The following is a 19,743-nucleotide window of genomic DNA, read 5'->3' as shown; positions in this document are numbered from 1 at the left end:
CCCATGGAGCTCTCCCCTTCCGCGTATGCCGACCCGTTCTGTCGTGATCGGCTTCCGCCCTCCGCCCTCTGGCCCGAACTCCACTTCGATCTACCGGAGTTGGAGTACCCGGACAGACTCAACTGCGCCCGGCGCCTGCTCGACGACGCCGTCGAGCGGCACGGCCCCGACCGCCCCTGTCTGCTCACCCCGACCGAGCGCTGGACCTACGGCGAACTGCAGCACCGCGCCAACCAGGTCGCCCAGGTGCTCACGGAGGACTTCGGACTCCTGCCGGGCAACCGCGTCCTGCTGCGCGGTCCCAACAACCCCTGGCTCGTCGCCGCCTGGTTCGGCGTCCTGAAGGCCGGCGGCGTCGCCGTCACGACCATGCCGCTGCTGCGCGCCGGAGAACTCGCCGAGCTCACCGACATCAGCCGGCCCTCGCTCGCCCTGTGCGACCACCGCTACGCCGAGGAACTCGACGCGGGCCACCGCCCCGGGCTGCCCGAGCTGCCTGTCCTCACCTACGGGGGCCCCGGACCGGCGGACCTGGTCGCGCGGTGCGCGACCAAGAACGGCCGGTTCGACACCGTGGTCACGGCCGCGGACGACGTGGCGCTGATCGCCTTCACCTCCGGTACGACCGGAGCCCCGAAGGCGACCCTGCACTTCCACCGCGATGTCCTGGCCAACGCCGACACCTTCTCCCGGCACGTCCTCAAGCCCCGCCCGGACGACGTGTTCACCGGCACACCACCACTCGCCTTCACCTTCGGGCTCGGCGGGCTCGTGGTCTTCCCACTCCACGTCGGGGCCGCGACCCTGCTGCTGGAGCAGGCGGCCCCGCTGCGGCTGGCCGAGCTGGTCGCGGAGCACAAGGTGACCGTGCTGTTCACCGCGCCCACGGCCTACCGCGCGATCATGGAGGCCGGGGCGGTGGACCGGCTGGCCGGGCTGCGCCGCTGCGTGTCCGCCGGCGAACCGCTCCCGGCCGCCGTGTGGCACGAGTTCCACGCCGCCACGGGCCTGCGCATCATCGACGGCATCGGGGCCACCGAGATGCTGCACGTCTTCATCTCCGCGGCGGACGAGGACATCCGGCCGGGTGCCACGGGCCGTCCCGTCCCCGGCTACCGCGCCGCCGTGGTCGACGAGCACGGCGATCCGGTCCCCGACGGGCAGCCCGGCCTGCTCGCGGTCACCGGTCCCACCGGCTGCCGCTACCTCTCGGACCCGCGCCAGGCCTCGTATGTCAGGAACGGCTGGAACGTCACCGGCGACACCTACATCCGCGATGCGGAGGGCTACTTCTGGTACGTCGCCCGCAGCGACGACATGATCGTCTCCTCCGGCTACAACATCTCGGGCCCCGAGGTCGAAAAGGCCCTCGCCACCCACCCGTACGTCGAGGAGTGCGCGGTCGTCGGTGCCCCGGACGCCCGGCGCGGCATGCTCGTCAAGGCGTACGTGGTGCTGGGCGCGGGCATCCCGGCGGACGGTTCGACCGTCCGCGCGCTCCAGTCCCACGTCAAGCAGGCCATCGCCCCGTACAAGTACCCGCGTGCCGTCGAGTTCGTCGGCGCACTCCCGCGCACCGGCACCGGCAAGCTCCGGCGCGGTGAACTGCGCGACCGCGCCCGGGCCGACGGCGCCCCGGCGCCCGACGCCGCCCGGGCGCCCGCCACGGCTCCCGCCCCGGCTCCCGCCCGGGCCGTCACCCCCGGGCCCCCCGAGCCGACCGGTGTCGTCGTCGAACGCCGCGTCGAGTGGACCGACACCGACGCCGCCGGCCACTACCACCACTCCACCGTCGTGCGCTGGGTCGAGGCGGCCGAGGCCGTCCTGCTCCACCGCCTCGGGCTGTCGCACCTGTTCGGCAGCACGCCCCGGGTCCACTTCGAGGCGGACTACCGGGCCCGGCTCTGGTTCGGGGAGGCCGTGCGCACCGAGCTGAAGGTCACCAAGGTCGGCACGGCCTCCCTGCACTACGCCTTCACCGTACGCGGCGCACAGGGCGGCGAGGCGGCCACCGGCCGCATGGTCATCGCCCACTCGGCCGCCCACGCGACCGGGTCGACCCCCTGGCCCGCAGAGGTACGGGAACTGCTGGGCACGGCCGGACCGCAGCAACCGGAACTACTCACCACCGCGCAAGCACCAGGAGGCACGCCGTGCGCGTCGCAGTCATAGGAGGAGGGCCCGGCGGACTGTACTTCGCGGCCCTCGCCAAGCAGCTCTCCCCGCACTGGGAGGTCACCGTCTGGGAACGCAACGCCCCTGACGACACCTTCGGCTTCGGGGTCGTCTTCTCCGACGAGACCCTCGACGGCATCGCCCAGGCCGACCGCGAGATCCACGAGGCGATGTCGGCCGAGTTCGCCCGCTGGGCCGACATCGACGTCCGCTACCGCGGCGGCACCCTCACCTCGGGCGGCCACGGCTTCGCCGCCCTCGGCCGCCAGCACCTCCTGCGGATCCTCCAGCAGCGCTGCGCCGCCCTGCAGGTGGACGTCCGCTACCGCACCCAGGCCCCGCCCGCGGCCGAACTCGCCGCCACCTACGACCTGGTGGTGGCCTGCGACGGAGTACGGTCGGCCACCCGCGCCGCCTACGCCGACACCTTCGGGACCGACCTCGACGAGCGTGCCGGCCGCTACATGTGGCTCGGCACGGACAAGGTCTTCGAGGCCTTCACCTTCATCGTCGACGAGCAGGACTTCGGCACCCTCCAGGTGCACGCGTACCCCTACGACGCCACCCGCTCCACCTTCATCGTGGAGATGGCGCAGGACGCGTGGCGGCGCGCCGGTTTCGAGGAGTTCGCCGACCGCGACCATCCGCCCGGCACCAGCGACGAGGACAGCATCCGGCGCTGCGAGGAACTCCTCGCCGGCCACCTCGACGGCCACCGCCTCATCCCGAACAACTCCAAGTGGCTGCGCTTCACCACGGTCCGCAACCGCACCTGGCGGCACGAGAACGTCGTCCTGCTCGGCGACGCCGCCCACACCGCGCACTTCTCCATCGGCTCCGGCACCAAGCTCGCCATGGAGGACGCCCTCGTCCTGGCCGCCAGCCTGCACGAACACCCGGACGTGCCGACCGCGCTCGCCGCCTACGAGGAGGAGCGCAGGCCGGTGGTGGAGTCCACCCAGCGCGCGGCCCAGGCCAGCCTGGAGTGGTTCGAGCACATCGACCGTTACACCGGCCAGGACCCGCACCAGTTCGCCTTCAACCTCCTCACCCGCAGCCGCCGCGTCACCTACGACAACCTGCGCGTGCGCGACGAGGGCTTCACCACTGCGGTCAACCGCGCCTCGACCGTCCCGCCGATGTTCCGGCCCTACCCGCTCGGCGGACTGCTGCTGCGCAACCGGGTCGTCGTACCGCCCACCGCCCTGCACACCGCGCGCGAGGGGATCCCCGGCGACTTCGACCTCGTCCACCTCAGCACGCAGGCCATCGGCGGGGCCGGGCTGGTCCTCGCCGGAATGACGGCCGTCAGCGCCGACGGCCGGGCCACCCCCGGATGCCCCGGCCTGTGGAACGACGAGCAGGGGGCAGCCTGGCGGCGCATCACCGACTTCGTCCACGGCCAGTCCGACACCTGCCTCGGCATCCAGCTCACGCACGCCGGCCGCCGCGCGGCCGCCCACGGCGGCGGGCAGCCGGTCGCCGCCTCGGCCCTGCCCTGGGACGAGCGGGGCCCCGTACCGCGCGAGGCCGACCGGGCCGATATGGACGCGCTCGTAAGGGACTTCACGAGCGCGGCCCGGCGGGCCGACCGGGCCGGCTTCGACGTACTGGAACTCCAGTACGGGCACGGGCACCTGCTCTCCGGCTTCCTGTCCCCGCTGACCAACCGCCGCACCGACGAGTACGGTGGCGACCTGGCCGGCCGGCTCCGGCTGCCGCTCGAAGTGCTGCGCGCCGTAAGGGAGGTGTGGCCGGCCGGCAAGGCACTGCTCGTACGGATCTCCGCAGCCGACTGGGCCGAGGGCGGCACCACCGAGGCCGACGCCGTCCGGATCGCGGGCGCGCTCGCCGAGGCGGGCGCCGATGCCATCGACGTGTCCACCGGTGAGGTCGTCGCCCACGAGCAGCCCCGCTACGGCCGCAGCTACCAGACCCCGTACGCCGACCTCATCCGCAACGCCACCGGGGTCCCCACCATCGCCGTCGGCGCGATCTCCACCTACGACGACGTCAACTCGATCCTCCTGGCCGGCCGGGCCGACCTGTGCGGTGTGGGCCGCGCCCAGCTCCACGACCCCCTGTGGACCCTGCACGCGGCGGCCGCCCAGGGCTACCAGGGCCCGGCCGCGCCCTGGGCACGCGCCTGGCGGGCGGGCAGCGGGCGGCCCCCGTCGGCCCGCACCGACCGGATCCCGCCGCGCCTGGAACTCCTGCGCCGGCCCGCCGTATCCGTCCACCGCCGCTGGCTGCCCCGCGCAGCGGTTCCCGCCCACCGATAGCCGGAGGTGCCCACGCACATGGACAGGGACCACCTGCCCCGCTTCACAGCAGCGGCCGTCCAGGCCGCGCCCGTCTACCTCGACCCCGCCGCCACCGTCGACAAGGCCGTCACCCTGATCGCCGAGGCCGCGGCGGGCGGCGCCGAACTCGTCGTCTTCCCGGAGGTGTTCGTCCCCGGGTACCCCTACTGGAACTGGACGATGAACCCGGTCCAGGGATCGCCCTGGTTCGAGCGGCTCCAGCGCGCCTCCGTCGACATCCCCGGCCCGCACGTCGACCGGCTGCGCGCGGCGGCCCGCCGGCACGGCGTCGTCCTCGTCATCGGGGTCAACGAGCGCGTCCCGCACAGCCTCGGAGTCCTCTACAACACCCTGCTCACCATCGGGCCCGACGGCGAACTCCTCGGAGTGCACCGCAAGCTGGTGCCGACCTGGGCCGAGAAGCTCACCTGGACCGGCGGCGACGGCAGCTCGCTGGTCGTCCACGACACCCCCGTCGGCCCCCTCGGCGCGCTGGCCTGCGGCGAGAACACCAACACCCTCGCCCGCTTCGCCCTCCTCGCACAGGGCGAACTCGTCCACGCCTCCTGCTACATCGCGCTGCCCGTGGCCCCCGCCGACTACGACATGGCCGACGCGATCGCCGTCCGTACCGCCGCCCACAGCTTCGAGGGCAAGGTCTTCTCCGTCGTCGCCTGTTCGACCGTCTCCCCGGAGATCGTGGACGCCGTCGCCGGGGACGACGAGGAGCTGCGGGCGCAGTTCACCCGCCCCCGCAGCGCCCTGTCCGGGATCTTCGGCCCCGACGGCCGCCCGGTCACCGAACCCCTCGTCGACGAGGAGGGCATCGTCTACGGGGAGATCGACCTCGCCCGGTGCATCCAGCCCAAGCAGATGCACGACATCGTCGGCCACTACAACCGCTTCGACGTCTTCCGCCTCGAAGTGGACAACCGGCCCAGGCCGCCGGTCACCTTCACCGCGCCGCCCACCGCGCCCACCGCGGCGCCGCTCGCTCCCGCCGCTCCCGAGGAGGACGTATGACCATCGAGCAGGACGACACCAAGCTCGGCCGCGCCCGCGTGTGCGACACCCCGGAACTCGAGCGTTACTACGAGGAGCTCGCCACCCTCGACGCGGGCGCGCTGTGGACCGTCGCCAACGACATCGAGCCCTGGTACCCGCAGCCCCGGTCCGTTCCCGTGCTCTGGCGCTACGCGGACCTGCGCCCCCTGGTCCACAAGGCCCTCGGCCTGGTCAAGGGCGACGACGCCGGCCGCCGGGTCGTCATGCTCGTCAACCCGGGCCGTAAGGACGTCAGCGCCGCCGCCGGACTCCTCTACACCGGGCTGCAGATCATGGGCCCCGGCGAGGCCATGACCGCCCACCGCCACCAGGCCGCGGCCCTGCGCTTCGTGCACGAGGGCACCGGAGCGTGGACCGTCGTGGACGGCCAGAAGCTCAAGGTCGGCCCCCGAGACTTCGCGATCACCCCCAACGGGACCTGGCACGAGCACGGCAACGACGCCGACGACGCCCCGGTCATCTGGCAGGACGGACTCGACATCCCCCTGGTCAACGCCCTGGACGCCGGGTTCTACGAGGTCCACCCCGAGCTGTACCAGACCCCCGGAAAGGTCATCAACTCCTCGGTCCTGACCTACGCGGCGAACCTCCTGCCGTACGGCGCGCAGAAGTGGGCCCGGCCCTACTCCCCGCTGCTCGCCTACCCCTGGGAGCCCACCTACGAGGCCCTGCTGGGCCTCGCGAGGGCGAGCGAGGGGTCCCCGTACGACGGGATCATCGCGGAGTACACCAACCCGGTGACGGGCGGCCCGGTCATGCCCACCATGGGCGCCCACATGCAGCTGCTGCGCCCGGGCCAGGCCACCCTCGCCCACCGCCACACCGGCTCGGTGATCTACACGGCGGCCAAGGGCCGCGGCGTCTCGGTGATCGCCGGGCAGCGCTTCGAGTGGCGGCAGGGCGACATCTTCTGCGTCCCGTCCTGGGCCTGGCACGAGCACCACAACCTCGACCCGGCCGAGGACGCCTGCCTCTTCTCCTTCAACGACTTCCCCGTCATGCGCTCGCTCGGGTTCCACCGGGAAGAGGCGTACCCCGACCACGGCGGCCACCAGCCCGTCACCGCCCAGCCCGTCACCGCCGCCTGACGCACGAGGAGCCCCCGCATGCGCGTACTGACCTTCACCCACGGCCCCGACGGCACCACCGAACGCCTGGGAGTGGAGAGCGACGGCCTGGTCCTGGACCTCGCCGTCCTCGCCGACCACGCCGGCGTACGACTCCCGCCCGACCTGCTGTCGTTCGTCCAGGCGGGTCCCGCCGCCCTGGAGGCGGCCCGGAGCCTGCTCGCCGCGGACCCCGCCGGACGCCCGGCCGGAGCCGTCCACCGCCCGGACGGCGTGACCCTGCGCGCACCCCTGCGCCCCGGCAAGATCATCGGAGTGGGACTCAACTACATCGAGCACGTCGAGGAGTCCAGCCGCAGCCTCGACACCGACAAGGACCTGCCGCCGCGCCCGGTCCTCTTCGGCAAGCCCGCCACCGCCGTCACGGGCCCCGGAGCGCCGATCCTGCACAACGCCGACCTGACCACCCAGCTGGACTGGGAGTGCGAACTCGCCGTCGTCATCGGCCGCAGGGCCTTCCGGGTGAGCGAGGAGGAGGCGTACGACCACATCTTCGGCTTCAGCATCGTCAACGACATCAGCGCCCGCGACCAGCGCCGCTCCGGCCAGTGGTTCTTCTCCAAGGGCCAGGACTCCTACGCCCCCTTCGGCCCGGTGGTCGTGACCCGCGACGAGATCCACGACCCGATGTCCCTCGACCTCTCGCTGCGCGTCAACGGCGTCACCAAGCAGAAGTCGAACACCCGGCACATGCTCTTCCCCATCGCGCGGCTCATCGCCGACATCAGCTCCGGCATGACCCTCGAACCCGGGGACGTCATCGCGACGGGCTCGCCGTCAGGCGTCGGCGCCGGCATGGTCCCGCCCGAATTCCTGCGCCCCGGTGACATCGTCGAGGCCACGGTCGAAGGAATCGGCACCCTGAGCAACCCCGTCGTCGACGCCCGCTGACCCCGCAGCCGCACAGAGGAGCACCCGTGTCACCCCGTACCTACCGCATCGGCCAGATCGTGCCGAGCTCCAACGTCACCATGGAGACCGAGGTCCCGGCCATCCTCCGGGCCCGCCAGGCAGTCGTACCCGATGAGCGCTTCACCTTCCACTCCAGCCGGATGCGCATGACGCATGTGACCCCGGAGCAGCTCAAGGCCATGGACGCCGACTCCGACCGCTGCGCGGTGGAGCTCTCCGACGCCCGGGTCGACGTACTGGGCTACGCCTGCCTGGTCGCGATCATGAGCATGGGCCTCGGCTACCACCGCACCTCGGAGCAGCGGCTGCACGCCCGCACCGCCGAGAACGGCGCCCCGGCGCCCGTCGTCACCAGCGCCGGGGCCCTCGTCCACGGGCTGCACACCATCGGCGCCCGGAAGATCGTGCTGCTGGCCCCCTACATGCGCCCGCTCACGCAGACGGTCGTGGACTACCTCACGCACGAGGGCATCGAGGTCCTCGACCACCAGGCCCTCGAAATCCCCGACAACCTCGACGTGGCCGCCCACGACCCGGCCCGGCTACCGGGCCTCGCGCGGGCACTGGAGTACGCGGACGCCGACGCGGTCGTGCTCTCGGCGTGCGTGCAGATGCCCTCCCTCGGCGCCATCGAGGAGGCCGAGCAACTCCTGGGCAAGCCGGTGGTGTCCGCGGCGGTCTGCACCGCCCACCAGATGCTCCGGGCCCTGGACCTGGACGCGGTGGCCCCGGGGGCGGGCCACCTGCTGTCGGGCAGGTACGCGCGGACACCCCTGCCGGGGCGGCCGGCCTAGCCGTACGCCGCGGTGGCCGGTACGGCTACGGCAGCGGCGGCGGTGTGTACGTCGGACCGGGACCCGCGGTCGGCGTCCCCGCCCGTGCCGCCGGCGGCGTCGAATCGGGCGATCGTAGCTCAGCCCCGCGGGAGCCCTCCCGGCAGGATGATCGTGACCCCGCGCGCTGCAGCCGTACCCATCGCGGCGAGCGCCGCCGGGGCCGCGTCGAGCGGGATCGTCGAGGTGACGAGCAGGTCCGGCCGCAGCACCCCGCCCCGTACCAGCTCCATCATCGGCGGGTACGCGTGCGCCGCCATCCCGTGGCTGCCGAGGATCTCCAACTCCCAGCCGATCACCCGGTCCATCGGCAGCACCGCCGCGCCGGCGGCCGCCGGCAGCAGCCCCACCTGCACGTGCCGCCCCCGCCGGCGCAGCCCGGACACCGAGGCCGCGGCCGTCGTCGGCGATCCCAGCGCGTCGAGAGAGAGGTGCGCGCCCCCGCCGGTCAACTCCCGCACCGCCCACGCGGTGTCGGCGCCGTCGCGGGCGTCCACGCCGTGCACGGCGCCGAACGTCCGCGCCAGGTCCAGTGCCCCCGGCGCCGTGTCCACGGCGATCACCCGGGCCCCGGCCGCCGCCGCGATCATCACCGCGGACAGCCCCACCCCACCGCAGCCGTACACGGCCACCCATTCGCCCGCCGCCACCCTGCCCTGCGCCACCACCGCCCGGAACGCCGTCGCGAAGCGGCAGCCGAGCCCGGCGGCCGTCGCGTACGAGAGCTCCTCGGGGACGGCCACGAGGTTCACATCGGCGTGGTCCAGGGCCACGTACTCGGCGAAGGACCCCCAGTGCGTGAATCCGGGCTGCGTCTGCCGGGCGCACACCTGGTGGTCGCCGGCCGCGCAGTCGGCGCAGCTGCCGCAGGCGCACACGAACGGCGCCGTGACCCGGTCGCCGACCCGCCAGTTCGCGACGCCCGACCCCACGGCCTCGACCACGCCGGCGAGTTCGTGCCCGGGGACGTGCGGCAGCACGATGTCCGGGTCGTGCCCCATCCAGCCGTGCCAGTCGCTGCGGCACAGCCCGGTGGCCTCCACCCGCACCACCACCCCGCCCACCGGCGGACCCGGTTCCGCGACCTCCCTGACCTCGGGCCGCTCGCCGTACCGCTCGAAGACCACCGCTCGCATGGGTCCCGCCCTCCGCTCGACTGACCGGCACGCTACCCGGCTCCGCACCGCCTCCCGAGGCTGCGCCGGTCTGCCCGGCCGGCGGGGGTGGTGCGTCAGGGCGCGCCCTGACCGGCCCGGGCCAGGGCCAGTACCCCCGCGCAGATCAGGGCGATCCCCAGCAGCTGGGGGAGGAGCCACCAACTCGCCCTCAGGTGTTCCTCGTACAGGACCACGCCCAGCGCGACGCTGATGCTCGCGTCGCCCAGGGTCAGCGCGGGCTGCGAGGCGACCAGCGGACCGCCCTGCATCGCGTGCTCCAGCAGCAGCAGGGCGCAGATGCCGCTCGCCCCGAAGGCGTACGTCTCCCAGGTGGTCAGGAAGGCGACGAAACCGCTGTCGTCGAGGACGTGCACGGCGGACTTCATCAGGGCGGCCGTGAGCGCGTAGCAGACGGCCGTGGCGGCGCCGAGGCAGCCGGCCCGCGCGCGGCCGGGCGGGCGGCGCAGCCCGGCGACGGCGAGGAGGGCGACCACGACCGCGCACGCCGCCAGGGCCACCACCCAGCGCTCGGCGGGCACGTCCGTACGGTTGCCCGCGGGCGAGGCGGCCACCAGCGCGAGCCCGAGCCCCGCCACCACTCCCGCCACGGCCAGCCACAGTGTTCCCGGCAGCCGCTGACGGGTCACCAGCGAGGCGATCAGCAGCGCGAGCGGCAGCTCCAGCACGAACAAGGGCTGTACGAGGGCCAGCGCGCCCGTCGCCAGTGCCACGGCCTGCCCGACCCCGGCCGCGATGACGGCGAGGATGCCGCCGATCCACAGTGGGCGCCGCAGCAGGTCGAGGACCAGGCCGAAGCGGAAGCCGTCGCTCTGCGGCACGGTGAGCGCGGCCCGCCGCTGGAGCACGGTGGCCAGTGCGTTGCTGAGCGCCGCGAACAGCGCGAAGAGGACCGGCAGGACGACGCCCATGACCCGATCCTCACGGTGCCCGCCGCCCGTCCGCGCCACGACACCGGGCCGGGGCCCTCGGGCCCCGCGCTTTCCCCCGTCCGGACCTGCCGGTCAGCCCTCGGCCCGCTCCTCGGCCCGCTCCTCGCAGCGCTCCGCGGCCCGGCGCAGGGCCAGCGCCGCGAGGGCCTCGGGGGCACCGGCCTGGCCCCGGATGCCGGGGAAGGCGTTGACGTCCACGATCAGCGGGGTCCCGCCGCCCGTGTCGATGATGTCCACGCCGTAGACGTCCAGCGCGAACACCGCGCCCACCTCCCGCACCAGGGAGGCCCATCCGGACGGCAGTTCGGCCAGGGGCAGGGGGCGGGTGGGGCCGCGGCCCCCGGGGGAGAGCTCGGAGCGGCGCAGAGCCGAGAAGACCTGGTCCCCGATCGCCCAGAGCTTGTGGTCCCAGCCGCTGTTGGGCGCGTACTCCTGCACCACGACGGGCTCGTGCGGCCACTCCCGCGCCAACTCCCGCAGGCGTGCCGTGTCGTCGACGCGGCCGACGAGGTCGCCGCGGCGGCTGAGGCGGCTCTTGACCACCACGGGGGCGTCGAGCCGGGCCGAAGCGGCCCACCCGGAGAGGGACGCGTGGGTACGGGTCGCGGCGAAGGGCAGTGCGGCCCGCAGGGCGAGTTCCGCCATCCGCGTACGGTCCTGGCACAGCGCGGTGGCCGCCGCGGAGTTCACCACCGGCGCCCCGTGTCGCTCCAGGTACCGTGCGAGATCCAGCGCGTGGGGCGTGCGCGACTTCAACAGGTACACGTCGGCCAGCGGCAGTGGCAGCGGCGCGTCCCCGAGCGGGACCGGATCGAGGGCTTCGACCGCGTGGTCCGGGGCGAGCAGGGCCGTGGTGGCCGCCAGGAGCGGATGCCCGGGCTCCGGGGTGATCAGGCCGATCCTCACGCGCCGTCGCCCCCCACGATCGAGGCCTGCGCCGGGATCGACAGGGGCAGCGCGTACGGCAGCGCCACGGGCGTCGGCGGCGGCGTCGCGGAGCCGCCCGCGCCGGCCAGCTCGAGGACCGCGCGCGCCACCCGGGCCGCCGCGTCCGGCACCTGACGGAAGCTCGGGAAGTCGTTCACGTCGACGACCACCGGCCCGTCCGGGCCCAGCAGCACGTCCACGCCGTACAGGTCCAGCCCGTAGACCGCCCCCACCCGGGCGGCGATCGCCGCCACCTCGGCCGACAGCGGCACGCGGCGCTCCCGTACCGAGGGGTCCGGGTGCAGCGGGGAGCACCGCTCGGTCGCGAACAGCTCCCCGCCGACCGCGTACACCTTGATGTCCGTGCCCGAGTTGGGCACGTACGGCTGGGCGATGAGCAGGCCCTCGCCCGCGAGCACGGGCAGCAGCGACTCCAGCCGCTCCGGCGAGGACACCAGGTGCACGGCCCGCCCGGAGCTGCCGTCGGCGGGCTTGACGACGAGCGGGTACTCCGCCTCCGGGATCTCCCTGAGCAGCTCGGGCCGGGCCACCGCGTAGGTGGGCGGCAGCGGGAGCCCCCGGCCGCGTCCCAGGGCGGCGGCCAGCGCCTTGTCCCGTACGCCCCGGATCGACCGGGCGTCGTTGACGGTGGTCGTCCCGGCCGCGGCGGCGGCTTCGAGCAGCGTCAGGCCCGGGCCGCCGGACACCGTCTTGAGCACCCAGGCGTCGTGCGCACCCGCGTCCACCACCTCGGTCATGCGCAGGAGCGAGCCGCCCGGCCGCACGACGTCGACCTGGTGCCCCCACGCGGTCAACTGCCGGATCACCTCGTTCGGCATGCCGTCGTGGCGGTAGTGCTCCTCCACCAGGAAGCAGAGCCTCATGGACCTTCCCCATATTCCCCGGACGTCCGCCGATACCGTCCGGCGAGTTGTGACGTCACAGGATGTCATGGACCGCAATGTGATGATCGGTCCGCGTGTGGGCTTGCTTGCCGTCCCGCCCTTTCCGGACGGCCGGAGCAGGCGCGGGGCCGCGGCCGTCCGCGGACGGCGCGGCTGCGCCGGCCGGCGTGGAACGCGGCCGCGCCCGCTGCCGATCCGGGCGCGGGCGCCGGAAATCCCGGTGAATGATCGGACAATCGGCTGCTAGGTTGATCGCGTGCCGAAGCTGAATCAGATCATCGCAGTGGAAAAGGGCGTCAAGTCCAAGTCCCTCCAGGAGCTCACACAGGCTCACCACGACGTCCAGAAGCCCGCCCTGCTGGCCGGCATCTCCCGGACCTACCAGCCCAAGGACGAGGAGGGCGAGCAACTGCCGCCCGAGTCCACCCGGGTGCAGGTCATGGCCGAGGACGTGCTGCGGGCTACGGCCGGGACCCTGACGCGGCTGTTCGACGTGACGGCGACCAAGGACTGGGCGAATCGCACCGCGGCCGCCGACGTCGTCGTGGAGGGAACGGTCCTGCTCGCGCAGGTGCCCGTCCCGTACCTGCTCTTCCTGGAGAAGCAGCTCACGGACATGCACACCTTCGTACGGAAGCTGCCGGTGCTGGACGCCTCCGAATCCTGGAACCTGGACCCGTCCACGGACTCCTGGAAGACGGACGCGGTGCGCACCATCCGCACCAAGAAGGTGCCGCGCAACCACGTGAAGGCCGAGGCCACCGAGAAGCACCCGGCGCAGGTCGAGGTGTACTACGAGGACGTTCCGGTCGGGTACTGGACGACCGTGAAGTTCTCCGGTGCGCTGCCCGCCCGGCGGGTCAACGAGCTGCTCGACCGCGTGGAGAAGCTCCAGCAGGCCGTCAAGTTCGCCCGCGAGGAGGCCAACAGCGCCGAGGTCAGCGACCAGCGGGTCGGGGACGCGGTGTTCGGCTACCTGTTCCGGTAGCCCCGATGACTCCCTCTGTATGTCTGCAGGGGGTGCGCGAGAGCGCAAGCTGAAACTGATGTTGAAGCTGAACTTGGGGTGTCAGTTGGGGGTTCGAATCCCTCCCCCGGCACAACGTGCCGGGGTGGCCCAAGCCGGTAGAGGCGGCCCCGTTAATCTCAGATTCTCGCTCCAGTCTCAGTATTCGCCGCCGAACACCGGATCGACCGAGCGTGGACGATCATCGATGGATGGGGGTTCAAGTCCCCTCTGCGCCTCTTTCGTGGCGCGGTAGTTCAAAGGCAGAACACGTCGATCTAAGAATGATCCGCGACTCTTAAACGTGCCGGTGTGCGCAATTGGGTGGCACACAGGAGCCCGGGAGCTGGATATGCTCCCGGGCTCCGTCACGTTCCGGTCAGACCGGTACGGACACGAACGCCTTGCCCGACTCGTTCTCGACCATGATCGCCCTGACGTCCGCAAGGTCCACGGCCGCCGATCCGTCCAGCGCCGCGCCCTTGCTCGAGCCGTTCCCCTGGCTTCCGGTGACCCAGCTGCCGGCGGTGGTGCGCGTACCGTTCTTGGAGACCACGACCAGCCGGCACCGCTCGCCCGGCGGCACTCCCGTGACCGCAGCGCGCACCCGCACCCACTTCGTGGCGGGCGTCATCTGCACGGTCATCCGCGCACCCGTGACCTGATCGGTCGCGGAGAGCACCTTGGTCCCGGCGGGCGGCGGCGAGGGGTCCGCCGTCGCCGTCGGGGAGGTCGGCGCGGGCAGTGCGACGGCCCCCGAATCGCCCGTCCCCAGCTGGGTGCCGGCCCAGAACACGGCGGCCAGTGAGGCGGCCACCGCCAGTCCCGCGAGCCCCGCGCGCCGACGAGAGTCACCGGCCCGCTCACCGCGCATCTGCCGCAGGGTGCGCTGGAGCAGCAGGTCACCGCCCTGCGGCGGACCGTCGAGGAACGCCTCGTCGGGCACCTCGCCCAGAGCCGCCTCCATCTCGCGCAACGCGGCCACCTCCTCCCGGCACTGCACGCACCCGATCGTGTGTTCCTCGACCCGGCGGATCTCCTCGGCGTCCAGGACGCCGAGTACGTAGGGGCCGAGCAGTTCCTCCTCGTGCCTCTGCCGGTTCATGCCACCACCTCACGCAGTCCGGCGGGCTGCTGGGGCGGCCTGCCCGATCGTTTTCCTTCTCTGGAGCCGACGTCCCTGAAGCCGTCGCTCTTGAAGACGTCGCGCAGCGCCTTGAGGGCGTAGTGCGAACGCGATTTGACCGTGCCCGCCGGGATGCCGAGGCTGTCGGCCGCCTCCGCGACACTGAGCTGCCGGTAGTACAACTCCTTCAGTACGTCACGGTGTTCCGGCGACAGCTGATCGAGGGCCCCCAGGACCGTCATGCTGTCCACCACCGAGTCGGCGTGGTCCGCCTCCACCGGGGGAGCGGACGAGGCTCCGGAGACCTCGGCGGGCCGGGCGGCCTTGGCCCGGTAGCGGTCGGTGATGATGTTGCGGGCCACGGTGAGCAGCCAGCCGCGCACCGAGCCCTTTCCGTTGACCAGCACCTCGGAGTGCCGCCAGGCCCGGATCAGCGTCTCCTGGACGACGTCCTCGGCGGCGGCCCGGTCTCCGGTGAGCCGGGTGGCGTACGCGAGCAGGGCATGGCCGTGCTCCTCGTACACCGACTTGATCAGTGCCTCATCGGTCGAGCCCCGCCGAGTGCGGGGCCACAGTGGTCCGGCCATCTCACCCTCTCCGTCTTCCTCGCATATGTGGTGCGGTCGGAACACGCCACGGGGACGCGTCCGGTTCATGTGACCTGCGTCACTCAGGTCCGGCAGGTGCGGCCCTCGTTGAGGCAGCCGACGACCGCGGCCATCTGCCGGTCGGTCATGGCGTTCACGAACATCGCGTGATCGGTCTTCGGGCTGTGCCGCTGCTCGGGGAAGGAGTCGAGCGCCACGTTCAGCCCCGGGGGGAGCTCGTAGGCGAGGGAGAGGCGCAGTTCGGGCACCGGGAAGGTGTCCTTCGGGCAGACCCCGTTCGCGGCGGGGAAGCGCAGGTGCGAGCGGTGCGTGGCGCCGACGGTGTCGAGGCCGTTCCAGCAACTCGGGAAGACCAGGGTGCGGGTCACGCGGTCTCCCGCGGGACAGCGCGGATAGCGCGTGGTGGTCCGGTCCGGGGAGCCCGCACAGCCCCAGCGGGCCCGGACGTCGGCCTCGCTGTCGGCCGTGCGGGCGACGGCGTCGCCCGTCATACCGCGCAGGAAGCGCGGCATCGCCACGACCTTGCTCACCGGGTTGCCGCGGTACTCCACGACCACCGAGGCCTCCGGCAGGATCTCGCCGACGTTGCCGTGCCCCGCAGACCCCTCGTGCGGGCCCGTGCCCGGGCGGTCGGGTCGCCGCAGGACGGGCCAGTAGTACGTGGACCGGTCGCCGCCACGGCAGCTCGTCGCGGCGGCCTCCAGGGAGGCTTCGGTCGACATCGCGTTCGTGGAGAGGTTCCCGACGTAGGCGTGCGTGTGGTGCGCGCCGCCGAGCAGGCCCGGGGAGACCACCAGATTGTCCTCGTTGTAGTGGCGCTGCTCGTTGCGGCCGCACTCCACGACCGCCGAGCCGGCCGACCCCTCGGGCCCCGGGGCGGGTGCGGCGGCAGGGGCGCGCGGCACGTCACGTATGTCGACATAGTCGGACGGTGCGGGCCGCCCGTCCGCCGTCCCGGTGTGCGGCCCGCCCGCCCGCGACGCTCCCAGTACCGCTGCGACCAGCCCGCCCCCCAGGACCAGGCAGATGACGAGCGTGAGCAGCCGGTTTTCTTTCCACATGGCGGTCACCGTTGCCGGTGGCGCCCCCGTCGTCAACCCGGCATCCGTATGGCGGTCGCGAGGAGGCGGACAGGAGCGGGTGGGTAGTCTCGACCCATGAGTTCGGGTGCGGGGACCGGGGGCGCGGGTACGGAGCTCGAGCAGGCGGACTGGGGTGCCACGCGCTCCTGGGTGGAGCAGGGGTTGCCCGGAGCGGAGCGCATCGAGAAGGCCGTGCGGCTGCGCGGTGGTTGGACCTCGCAGATGCGGCGCCTGGACCTCCGCGGTCCGGCCGGCCGGCGCTCCCTGGTCCTGCGGTCCTTCGTGCGGCCCTTCCACCTCCGGAACGCGCACGGGCTGCTGACCCGGGAGGCGGCGATCCTGCGCCTGCTCGCCGACACGGAGGTACCCGCCCACCCGCTCGACGGCCATCTGCACCTACGGCGCCGCCCGGTGGCCTGACCGGGTCCGGCGTCCCGCACGCCGGGAGGAAGGGGCCCAGGTTGTCCGTGGGGGCGCTTGTCCGGGCGGGCGGCGGCCGAGCACAGTGGGCCGTATGACATCAGCCCTGACCCCCGCCGATCTCCTGCACGCATTCGCCCGCACCCGCGCCTCGCTCGACGGCCGCGAGGTCACGTACTGGTGGACCGGGGACGTGCACTCCTGGGCGCCCGGCGAGCCCTACCGGCGCCTCTTCGGCTTCGAAGGGCTCAACGTCGCGCGCCTCGTGGCGGACGAGGAGACCGGCGGCCACCAGCTCCTGTCCAGGGAAGCCGCGTTCTACCTCGACCCCGCGACCCGGGAGATCCTGGAGACCTGGCAGGACAAGCCGGTGGTCCACGTCTGGAACGATCCGGCCAACCAGGAGTGGCGACCGTTCCCGGTCCCCGTGACGGAACTGGGCGACCAGGTCTGCTTCAGCCTGGAGATCCCGCTGGCCTACCCCTCGCCGCTGCCCGTCGCGCAGTACCCGGCCCACTCGGCCGACGACACCTACCGGGCCCTGGAGCTCTTCCAGTTCTTCGCGCCCGCGACCGCCCTGACCACCGACGCCGTGAGCGTCCCCGCCACGATGTCCTGGACCCGGATGTCCCCGTGGCTGCCCTGGATGGAACAGGGGCAGCGCCCCGGCGGCCTCACCTTCCACTGCCGTGGCCGAAAGCTGGACGCGTACACGCAGGTCCCGGAGCGCACCCGGGCCTACATCGCCGAGCGGCACCCCGCATTCGCCCAGGCGCCGGAGAAGTGGAGCGAGCCGAACGAGACCAGCTGGACCTACTTCCGCAGGCTCTTCCCGCCGCAGTAGTTCTTCCTGGTCAGCGCCCTACTGAAGGGCCCGAGGGGGGTGTCGCAGGGGGCGGACAAGGGTTTTCCCCGTATCGAGTTCATCCCGGTGTTGCCTACTGTCTGCCCACCGGCGATCTTCCCCTGACTTTACGGCACACACGCCAACCCCACATGGCGTGAAGGCCGCACCGTCGGGGGGAGAGCCGGGACTGCCGTTGCCCTGCCCCGCCGTTGCGGCTCGGCAACGTGGCGCGCGGCGGCCGGGGCGAGTTCGACCACCTCGCTCCCGGCCCCGCGGCCGCCGGAACCTCCCACACTGCACCGACCGGCCGCTCCGGCCTGTCCGGAAACGGCCCGCGAAAGGGAACTCGTGCACGCATCCAGACGTAGGCTCATATCCGTGGTGGCCATGTCCGTCACCCTGCTCGCCGGCTCCGCGACCGCTTCCGTGGCCCTGGCCACCGAGAACCCCGCCGCGGCCCCCGCCGCCACGGTCGCTCCCACCGCGCCGGTCGAGAACCTCATCGTCGGATACAAGTCCTCGGCCACCGAGTCACGTTCCAACACCGCAGCGGCCGACGACGCCGCCGCCAAGGGCAAGAAGGCCGGCAAGAAGGCGAAGTTCGACCGTCGCCTCGGCACCGGAGCCGCCCTGGTCAACCTCGGGGGAACCGTGGCGCCCGCCGCCGCGGCCGATGTCATCGCCCAGTTCCGCGCCGACCCGGACGTCGCCTACGTGGAGCCGGACACCCGCGCTTACGCCATGGCCGTCACCCCGAACGACACCGAGTACGCCAAGCAGTGGGACCTCTTCGAGCCCACCGCCGGCATGAACGTCCCCGGTGCCTGGGACAAGACCACGGGCTCCGGCGTCACCGTGGCCGTGATCGACACCGGCTACGTCGCCCACTCGGACGTCGCCCCGAACGTCGTCGCCGGCTACGACTTCATCTCGACCTCCTCCGAGGCCCGTGACGGCAACGGCCGTGACAGCAACCCGGCGGACGAGGGCGACTGGAACGCCACCGACGGCGAGTGCGGTGTCGGCTCCAAGGCCAGCACCTCCTCCTGGCACGGGACCCACGTCGCGGGCACCATCGCCGCGGCCACCAACAACTCCAAGGGTGTCGCGGGCATCGCCTACGGCGCGAAGATCCAGCCCGTCCGCGTGCTCGGCAAGTGCGGCGGCTCCACCTCGGACATCGTCGACGCCATCACCTGGGCGTCCGGCGGCTCCGTCGCGGGCATCCCGGCCAACGCCACCCCCGCCAAGGTCATCAACATGAGCCTCGGCGGCCCCGGTGCCTGCGGCACCAGCTACCAGAACGCCATCAACTCCGCCGTCGCCCGTGGTACGACCGTCGTGGTCGCCGCCGGCAACAGCAACGCCAACGCGTCCGGCTTCTCGCCGGCCAGCTGCAACAACGTGATCAACGTGGCGTCGACCAACCGCGCCGGCGAGCGTTCGTACTACTCGAACTTCGGCACGATCATCGACGTCGCCGCCCCGGGCGGTGAGACCCGCCGCGCCACCGACACGCCCGGCACCGTCACCACCCCCGAGAACGCGATCCTCTCCACGCTGAACGCGGGCACCACCACCCCGGGCGCCGAGAGCTACAAGCCCTACCAGGGCACCAGCATGGCCGCCCCGCACGTCGCGGGCCTCGCCGCCCTGCTGAAGTCGGCGAACACCGCGCTGACCCCGGCCCAGATCGAGACGGCCATCAAGGCCAACGCCCGTCCGCTGCCCGGCACCTGCACCGGCGGCTGCGGCACCGGTATCGCCGACGCCGCCGCGACGGTCGCCGCCGTGACCTCGACCCCGCCCACCTCGGGCCGCGAGAACACCACGGACTACACCATCGCGGACAACAGCACCGTGGAGAGCCCGATCACCGTCACCGGTGTGACCGGCAACGCCCCGGCCACCCTCAAGGTGGGCGTGAACATCGTGCACAGCTACATCGGTGACCTCAAGGTCGACCTGATCGCTCCGGACGGCAGCAGCTACACCCTGCACAACCGTTCCGGCGGCAGCACCGACAACATCAACCAGGTCTACACCGTGAACGCCTCCTCCGAGGTGGCGGGCGGCACCTGGAAGCTGCGGGTCAACGACAACGCCGGCGGCGACACCGGCAAGATCGACTCCTGGAACCTGACCTTCTGATCAGGCTTCAACTGGGCCTGACGGCCGGATAGTACGGACCAAGGCATACCCGCGGACCTGCCGATACACCTCGTATCGGCAGGTCCGACGGGTTTTCCCGGTACGTGACTGATTTCTGCGTCACAATCCGTGTCCGCCCGGCACTCGAC

General features: G+C 72.6%; 17 protein-coding genes and 1 pseudogene. 11 read left to right on the top strand and 7 right to left on the bottom strand.

What is annotated here, in order from left to right; all coding sequences use genetic code 11:
- Positions 1–3 precede the first annotated feature (3 nt).
- The 7 genes and pseudogenes from ACIQZO_RS10345 to ACIQZO_RS10315 form a co-directional block, all read left to right on the top strand.
- Positions 4–1,632, top strand: a pseudogene (locus tag ACIQZO_RS10345) (AMP-binding protein); the annotation flags it as partial.
- Positions 1,606–2,172: an acyl-CoA thioesterase gene (locus ACIQZO_RS10340; RefSeq protein WP_403623393.1), complete on the top strand. Its 567-nt coding sequence runs from the start codon at positions 1,606–1,608 to the stop codon at positions 2,170–2,172. The pseudogene ACIQZO_RS10345 and the gene ACIQZO_RS10340, both read left to right, overlap by 27 nt.
- On the top strand, positions 2,154–4,457 hold the full coding sequence (locus ACIQZO_RS10335; RefSeq protein ID WP_403623002.1) for an FAD-dependent monooxygenase: 2,304 nt from the start codon (positions 2,154–2,156) through the stop codon (positions 4,455–4,457). Before ACIQZO_RS10340 ends, ACIQZO_RS10335 begins: the two co-directional genes overlap by 19 nt.
- 18 nt (positions 4,458–4,475) lie before the next feature.
- Positions 4,476–5,501: a carbon-nitrogen hydrolase family protein gene (locus tag ACIQZO_RS10330; RefSeq protein WP_403622999.1), complete on the top strand. Its 1,026-nt coding sequence runs from the start codon at positions 4,476–4,478 to the stop codon at positions 5,499–5,501.
- The gene (locus ACIQZO_RS10325; protein WP_403622996.1) at positions 5,498–6,631 is read left to right on the top strand and encodes a cupin domain-containing protein; all 1,134 of its coding nucleotides are present in this window, start codon (positions 5,498–5,500) and stop codon (positions 6,629–6,631) included. The genes ACIQZO_RS10330 and ACIQZO_RS10325 overlap by 4 nt, the downstream gene beginning before the upstream one ends.
- A gap of 18 nt (positions 6,632–6,649) precedes the next feature.
- Complete coding sequence (locus tag ACIQZO_RS10320; protein WP_403622993.1) at positions 6,650–7,561, top strand: fumarylacetoacetate hydrolase family protein; 912 nt, start codon at positions 6,650–6,652, stop codon at positions 7,559–7,561.
- Positions 7,562–7,641: 80 nt separating this feature from the next.
- Positions 7,642–8,376, top strand: coding sequence for an Asp/Glu racemase (locus tag ACIQZO_RS10315; protein ID WP_403623390.1), 735 nt, complete (start codon positions 7,642–7,644; stop codon positions 8,374–8,376).
- Between the two features lie 119 nt (positions 8,377–8,495).
- Here the strand turns inward: ACIQZO_RS10315 and ACIQZO_RS10310 are convergent, their stop codons facing one another.
- The 4 genes from ACIQZO_RS10310 to ACIQZO_RS10295 all read right to left on the bottom strand — a co-directional run bounded on the left by ACIQZO_RS10310 (position 8,496) and on the right by ACIQZO_RS10295 (position 12,333).
- Positions 8,496–9,551: an alcohol dehydrogenase catalytic domain-containing protein gene (locus ACIQZO_RS10310; RefSeq protein WP_403622990.1), complete on the bottom strand. Its 1,056-nt coding sequence runs from the start codon at positions 9,549–9,551 to the stop codon at positions 8,496–8,498.
- A gap of 95 nt (positions 9,552–9,646) precedes the next feature.
- On the bottom strand, positions 9,647–10,501 hold the full coding sequence (locus ACIQZO_RS10305; RefSeq protein ID WP_403622987.1) for a DMT family transporter: 855 nt from the start codon (positions 10,499–10,501) through the stop codon (positions 9,647–9,649).
- 93 nt (positions 10,502–10,594) lie between these two features.
- Positions 10,595–11,428: a RimK family alpha-L-glutamate ligase gene (locus ACIQZO_RS10300; protein WP_403622984.1), complete on the bottom strand. Its 834-nt coding sequence runs from the start codon at positions 11,426–11,428 to the stop codon at positions 10,595–10,597.
- Positions 11,425–12,333, bottom strand: coding sequence for a RimK family alpha-L-glutamate ligase (locus ACIQZO_RS10295; RefSeq protein ID WP_403622981.1), 909 nt, complete (start codon positions 12,331–12,333; stop codon positions 11,425–11,427). Before ACIQZO_RS10295 ends, ACIQZO_RS10300 begins: the two co-directional genes overlap by 4 nt.
- A 277-nt stretch (positions 12,334–12,610) precedes the next feature.
- Here ACIQZO_RS10295 and ACIQZO_RS10290 point away from each other — a divergent pair, with 277 nt between their 5' ends.
- Positions 12,611–13,342: a hypothetical protein gene (locus ACIQZO_RS10290; protein WP_403622979.1), complete on the top strand. Its 732-nt coding sequence runs from the start codon at positions 12,611–12,613 to the stop codon at positions 13,340–13,342.
- A 397-nt stretch (positions 13,343–13,739) separates the two neighbouring features.
- On the opposite strand, the gene ACIQZO_RS10285 is transcribed toward ACIQZO_RS10290, so the two are convergent.
- From ACIQZO_RS10285 to ACIQZO_RS10275, 3 genes are all read right to left on the bottom strand, one after another.
- Positions 13,740–14,465, bottom strand: a complete 726-nt coding sequence (locus ACIQZO_RS10285) for a zf-HC2 domain-containing protein (protein ID WP_403622976.1) — start codon at positions 14,463–14,465, stop codon at positions 13,740–13,742.
- Positions 14,462–15,073: a sigma-70 family RNA polymerase sigma factor gene (locus tag ACIQZO_RS10280; RefSeq protein ID WP_403622973.1), complete on the bottom strand. Its 612-nt coding sequence runs from the start codon at positions 15,071–15,073 to the stop codon at positions 14,462–14,464. Before ACIQZO_RS10280 ends, ACIQZO_RS10285 begins: the two co-directional genes overlap by 4 nt.
- 83 nt (positions 15,074–15,156) lie before the next feature.
- Positions 15,157–16,155: a DUF1996 domain-containing protein gene (locus ACIQZO_RS10275; protein WP_403622970.1), complete on the bottom strand. Its 999-nt coding sequence runs from the start codon at positions 16,153–16,155 to the stop codon at positions 15,157–15,159.
- A gap of 96 nt (positions 16,156–16,251) precedes the next feature.
- On the opposite strand from ACIQZO_RS10275, the gene ACIQZO_RS10270 reads away from it, so the two are divergent.
- The 3 genes from ACIQZO_RS10270 to ACIQZO_RS10260 all read left to right on the top strand — a co-directional run bounded on the left by ACIQZO_RS10270 (position 16,252) and on the right by ACIQZO_RS10260 (position 19,594).
- Positions 16,252–16,596 (top strand): hypothetical protein, encoded by a 345-nt coding sequence (locus ACIQZO_RS10270; protein WP_403622967.1) that lies wholly within the window; start codon positions 16,252–16,254, stop codon positions 16,594–16,596.
- A gap of 94 nt (positions 16,597–16,690) precedes the next feature.
- A complete protein-coding gene (locus ACIQZO_RS10265; protein WP_403622964.1) occupies positions 16,691–17,440 on the top strand; it encodes a DUF1838 family protein in 750 nt (249 codons plus the stop codon).
- A 390-nt stretch (positions 17,441–17,830) separates the two neighbouring features.
- Positions 17,831–19,594 (top strand): S8 family peptidase, encoded by a 1,764-nt coding sequence (locus tag ACIQZO_RS10260; protein ID WP_403623386.1) that lies wholly within the window; start codon positions 17,831–17,833, stop codon positions 19,592–19,594.
- Positions 19,595–19,743 lie beyond the last annotated feature (149 nt).

This window comes from Streptomyces sp. NPDC097617 (assembly GCF_044761485.1).
Lineage (GTDB): Bacteria > Actinomycetota > Actinomycetes > Streptomycetales > Streptomycetaceae > Streptomyces.
Note: the sequence above shows the minus strand (reverse complement) of the source record. Positions and strands in the feature narration are given on the sequence as shown.

Excerpts from the sequence above, each read along its gene's own strand:
- ACIQZO_RS10330 (WP_403622999.1), top strand. The coding sequence starts at position 4,476 with ATGGACAGGGACCACCTGCCCCGCTTCACAGCAGCGGCCGTCCAGGCC.
- ACIQZO_RS10325 (WP_403622996.1), top strand. The coding sequence starts at position 5,498 with ATGACCATCGAGCAGGACGACACCAAGCTCGGCCGCGCCCGCGTGTGC.
- ACIQZO_RS10320 (WP_403622993.1), top strand. The coding sequence starts at position 6,650 with ATGCGCGTACTGACCTTCACCCACGGCCCCGACGGCACCACCGAACGC.
- ACIQZO_RS10315 (WP_403623390.1), top strand. The coding sequence starts at position 7,642 with ATGGAGACCGAGGTCCCGGCCATCCTCCGGGCCCGCCAGGCAGTCGTA.
- ACIQZO_RS10310 (WP_403622990.1), bottom strand. The coding sequence starts at position 9,551 with ATGCGAGCGGTGGTCTTCGAGCGGTACGGCGAGCGGCCCGAGGTCAGG.
- ACIQZO_RS10305 (WP_403622987.1), bottom strand. The coding sequence starts at position 10,501 with ATGGGCGTCGTCCTGCCGGTCCTCTTCGCGCTGTTCGCGGCGCTCAGC.
- ACIQZO_RS10295 (WP_403622981.1), bottom strand. The coding sequence starts at position 12,333 with ATGAGGCTCTGCTTCCTGGTGGAGGAGCACTACCGCCACGACGGCATG.
- ACIQZO_RS10285 (WP_403622976.1), bottom strand. The coding sequence starts at position 14,465 with ATGAACCGGCAGAGGCACGAGGAGGAACTGCTCGGCCCCTACGTACTC.
- ACIQZO_RS10280 (WP_403622973.1), bottom strand. The coding sequence starts at position 15,073 with ATGGCCGGACCACTGTGGCCCCGCACTCGGCGGGGCTCGACCGATGAG.
- ACIQZO_RS10275 (WP_403622970.1), bottom strand. The coding sequence starts at position 16,155 with ATGTGGAAAGAAAACCGGCTGCTCACGCTCGTCATCTGCCTGGTCCTG.
- ACIQZO_RS10270 (WP_403622967.1), top strand. The coding sequence starts at position 16,252 with ATGAGTTCGGGTGCGGGGACCGGGGGCGCGGGTACGGAGCTCGAGCAG.
- ACIQZO_RS10265 (WP_403622964.1), top strand. The coding sequence starts at position 16,691 with ATGACATCAGCCCTGACCCCCGCCGATCTCCTGCACGCATTCGCCCGC.
- ACIQZO_RS10260 (WP_403623386.1), top strand. The coding sequence starts at position 17,831 with ATGTCCGTCACCCTGCTCGCCGGCTCCGCGACCGCTTCCGTGGCCCTG.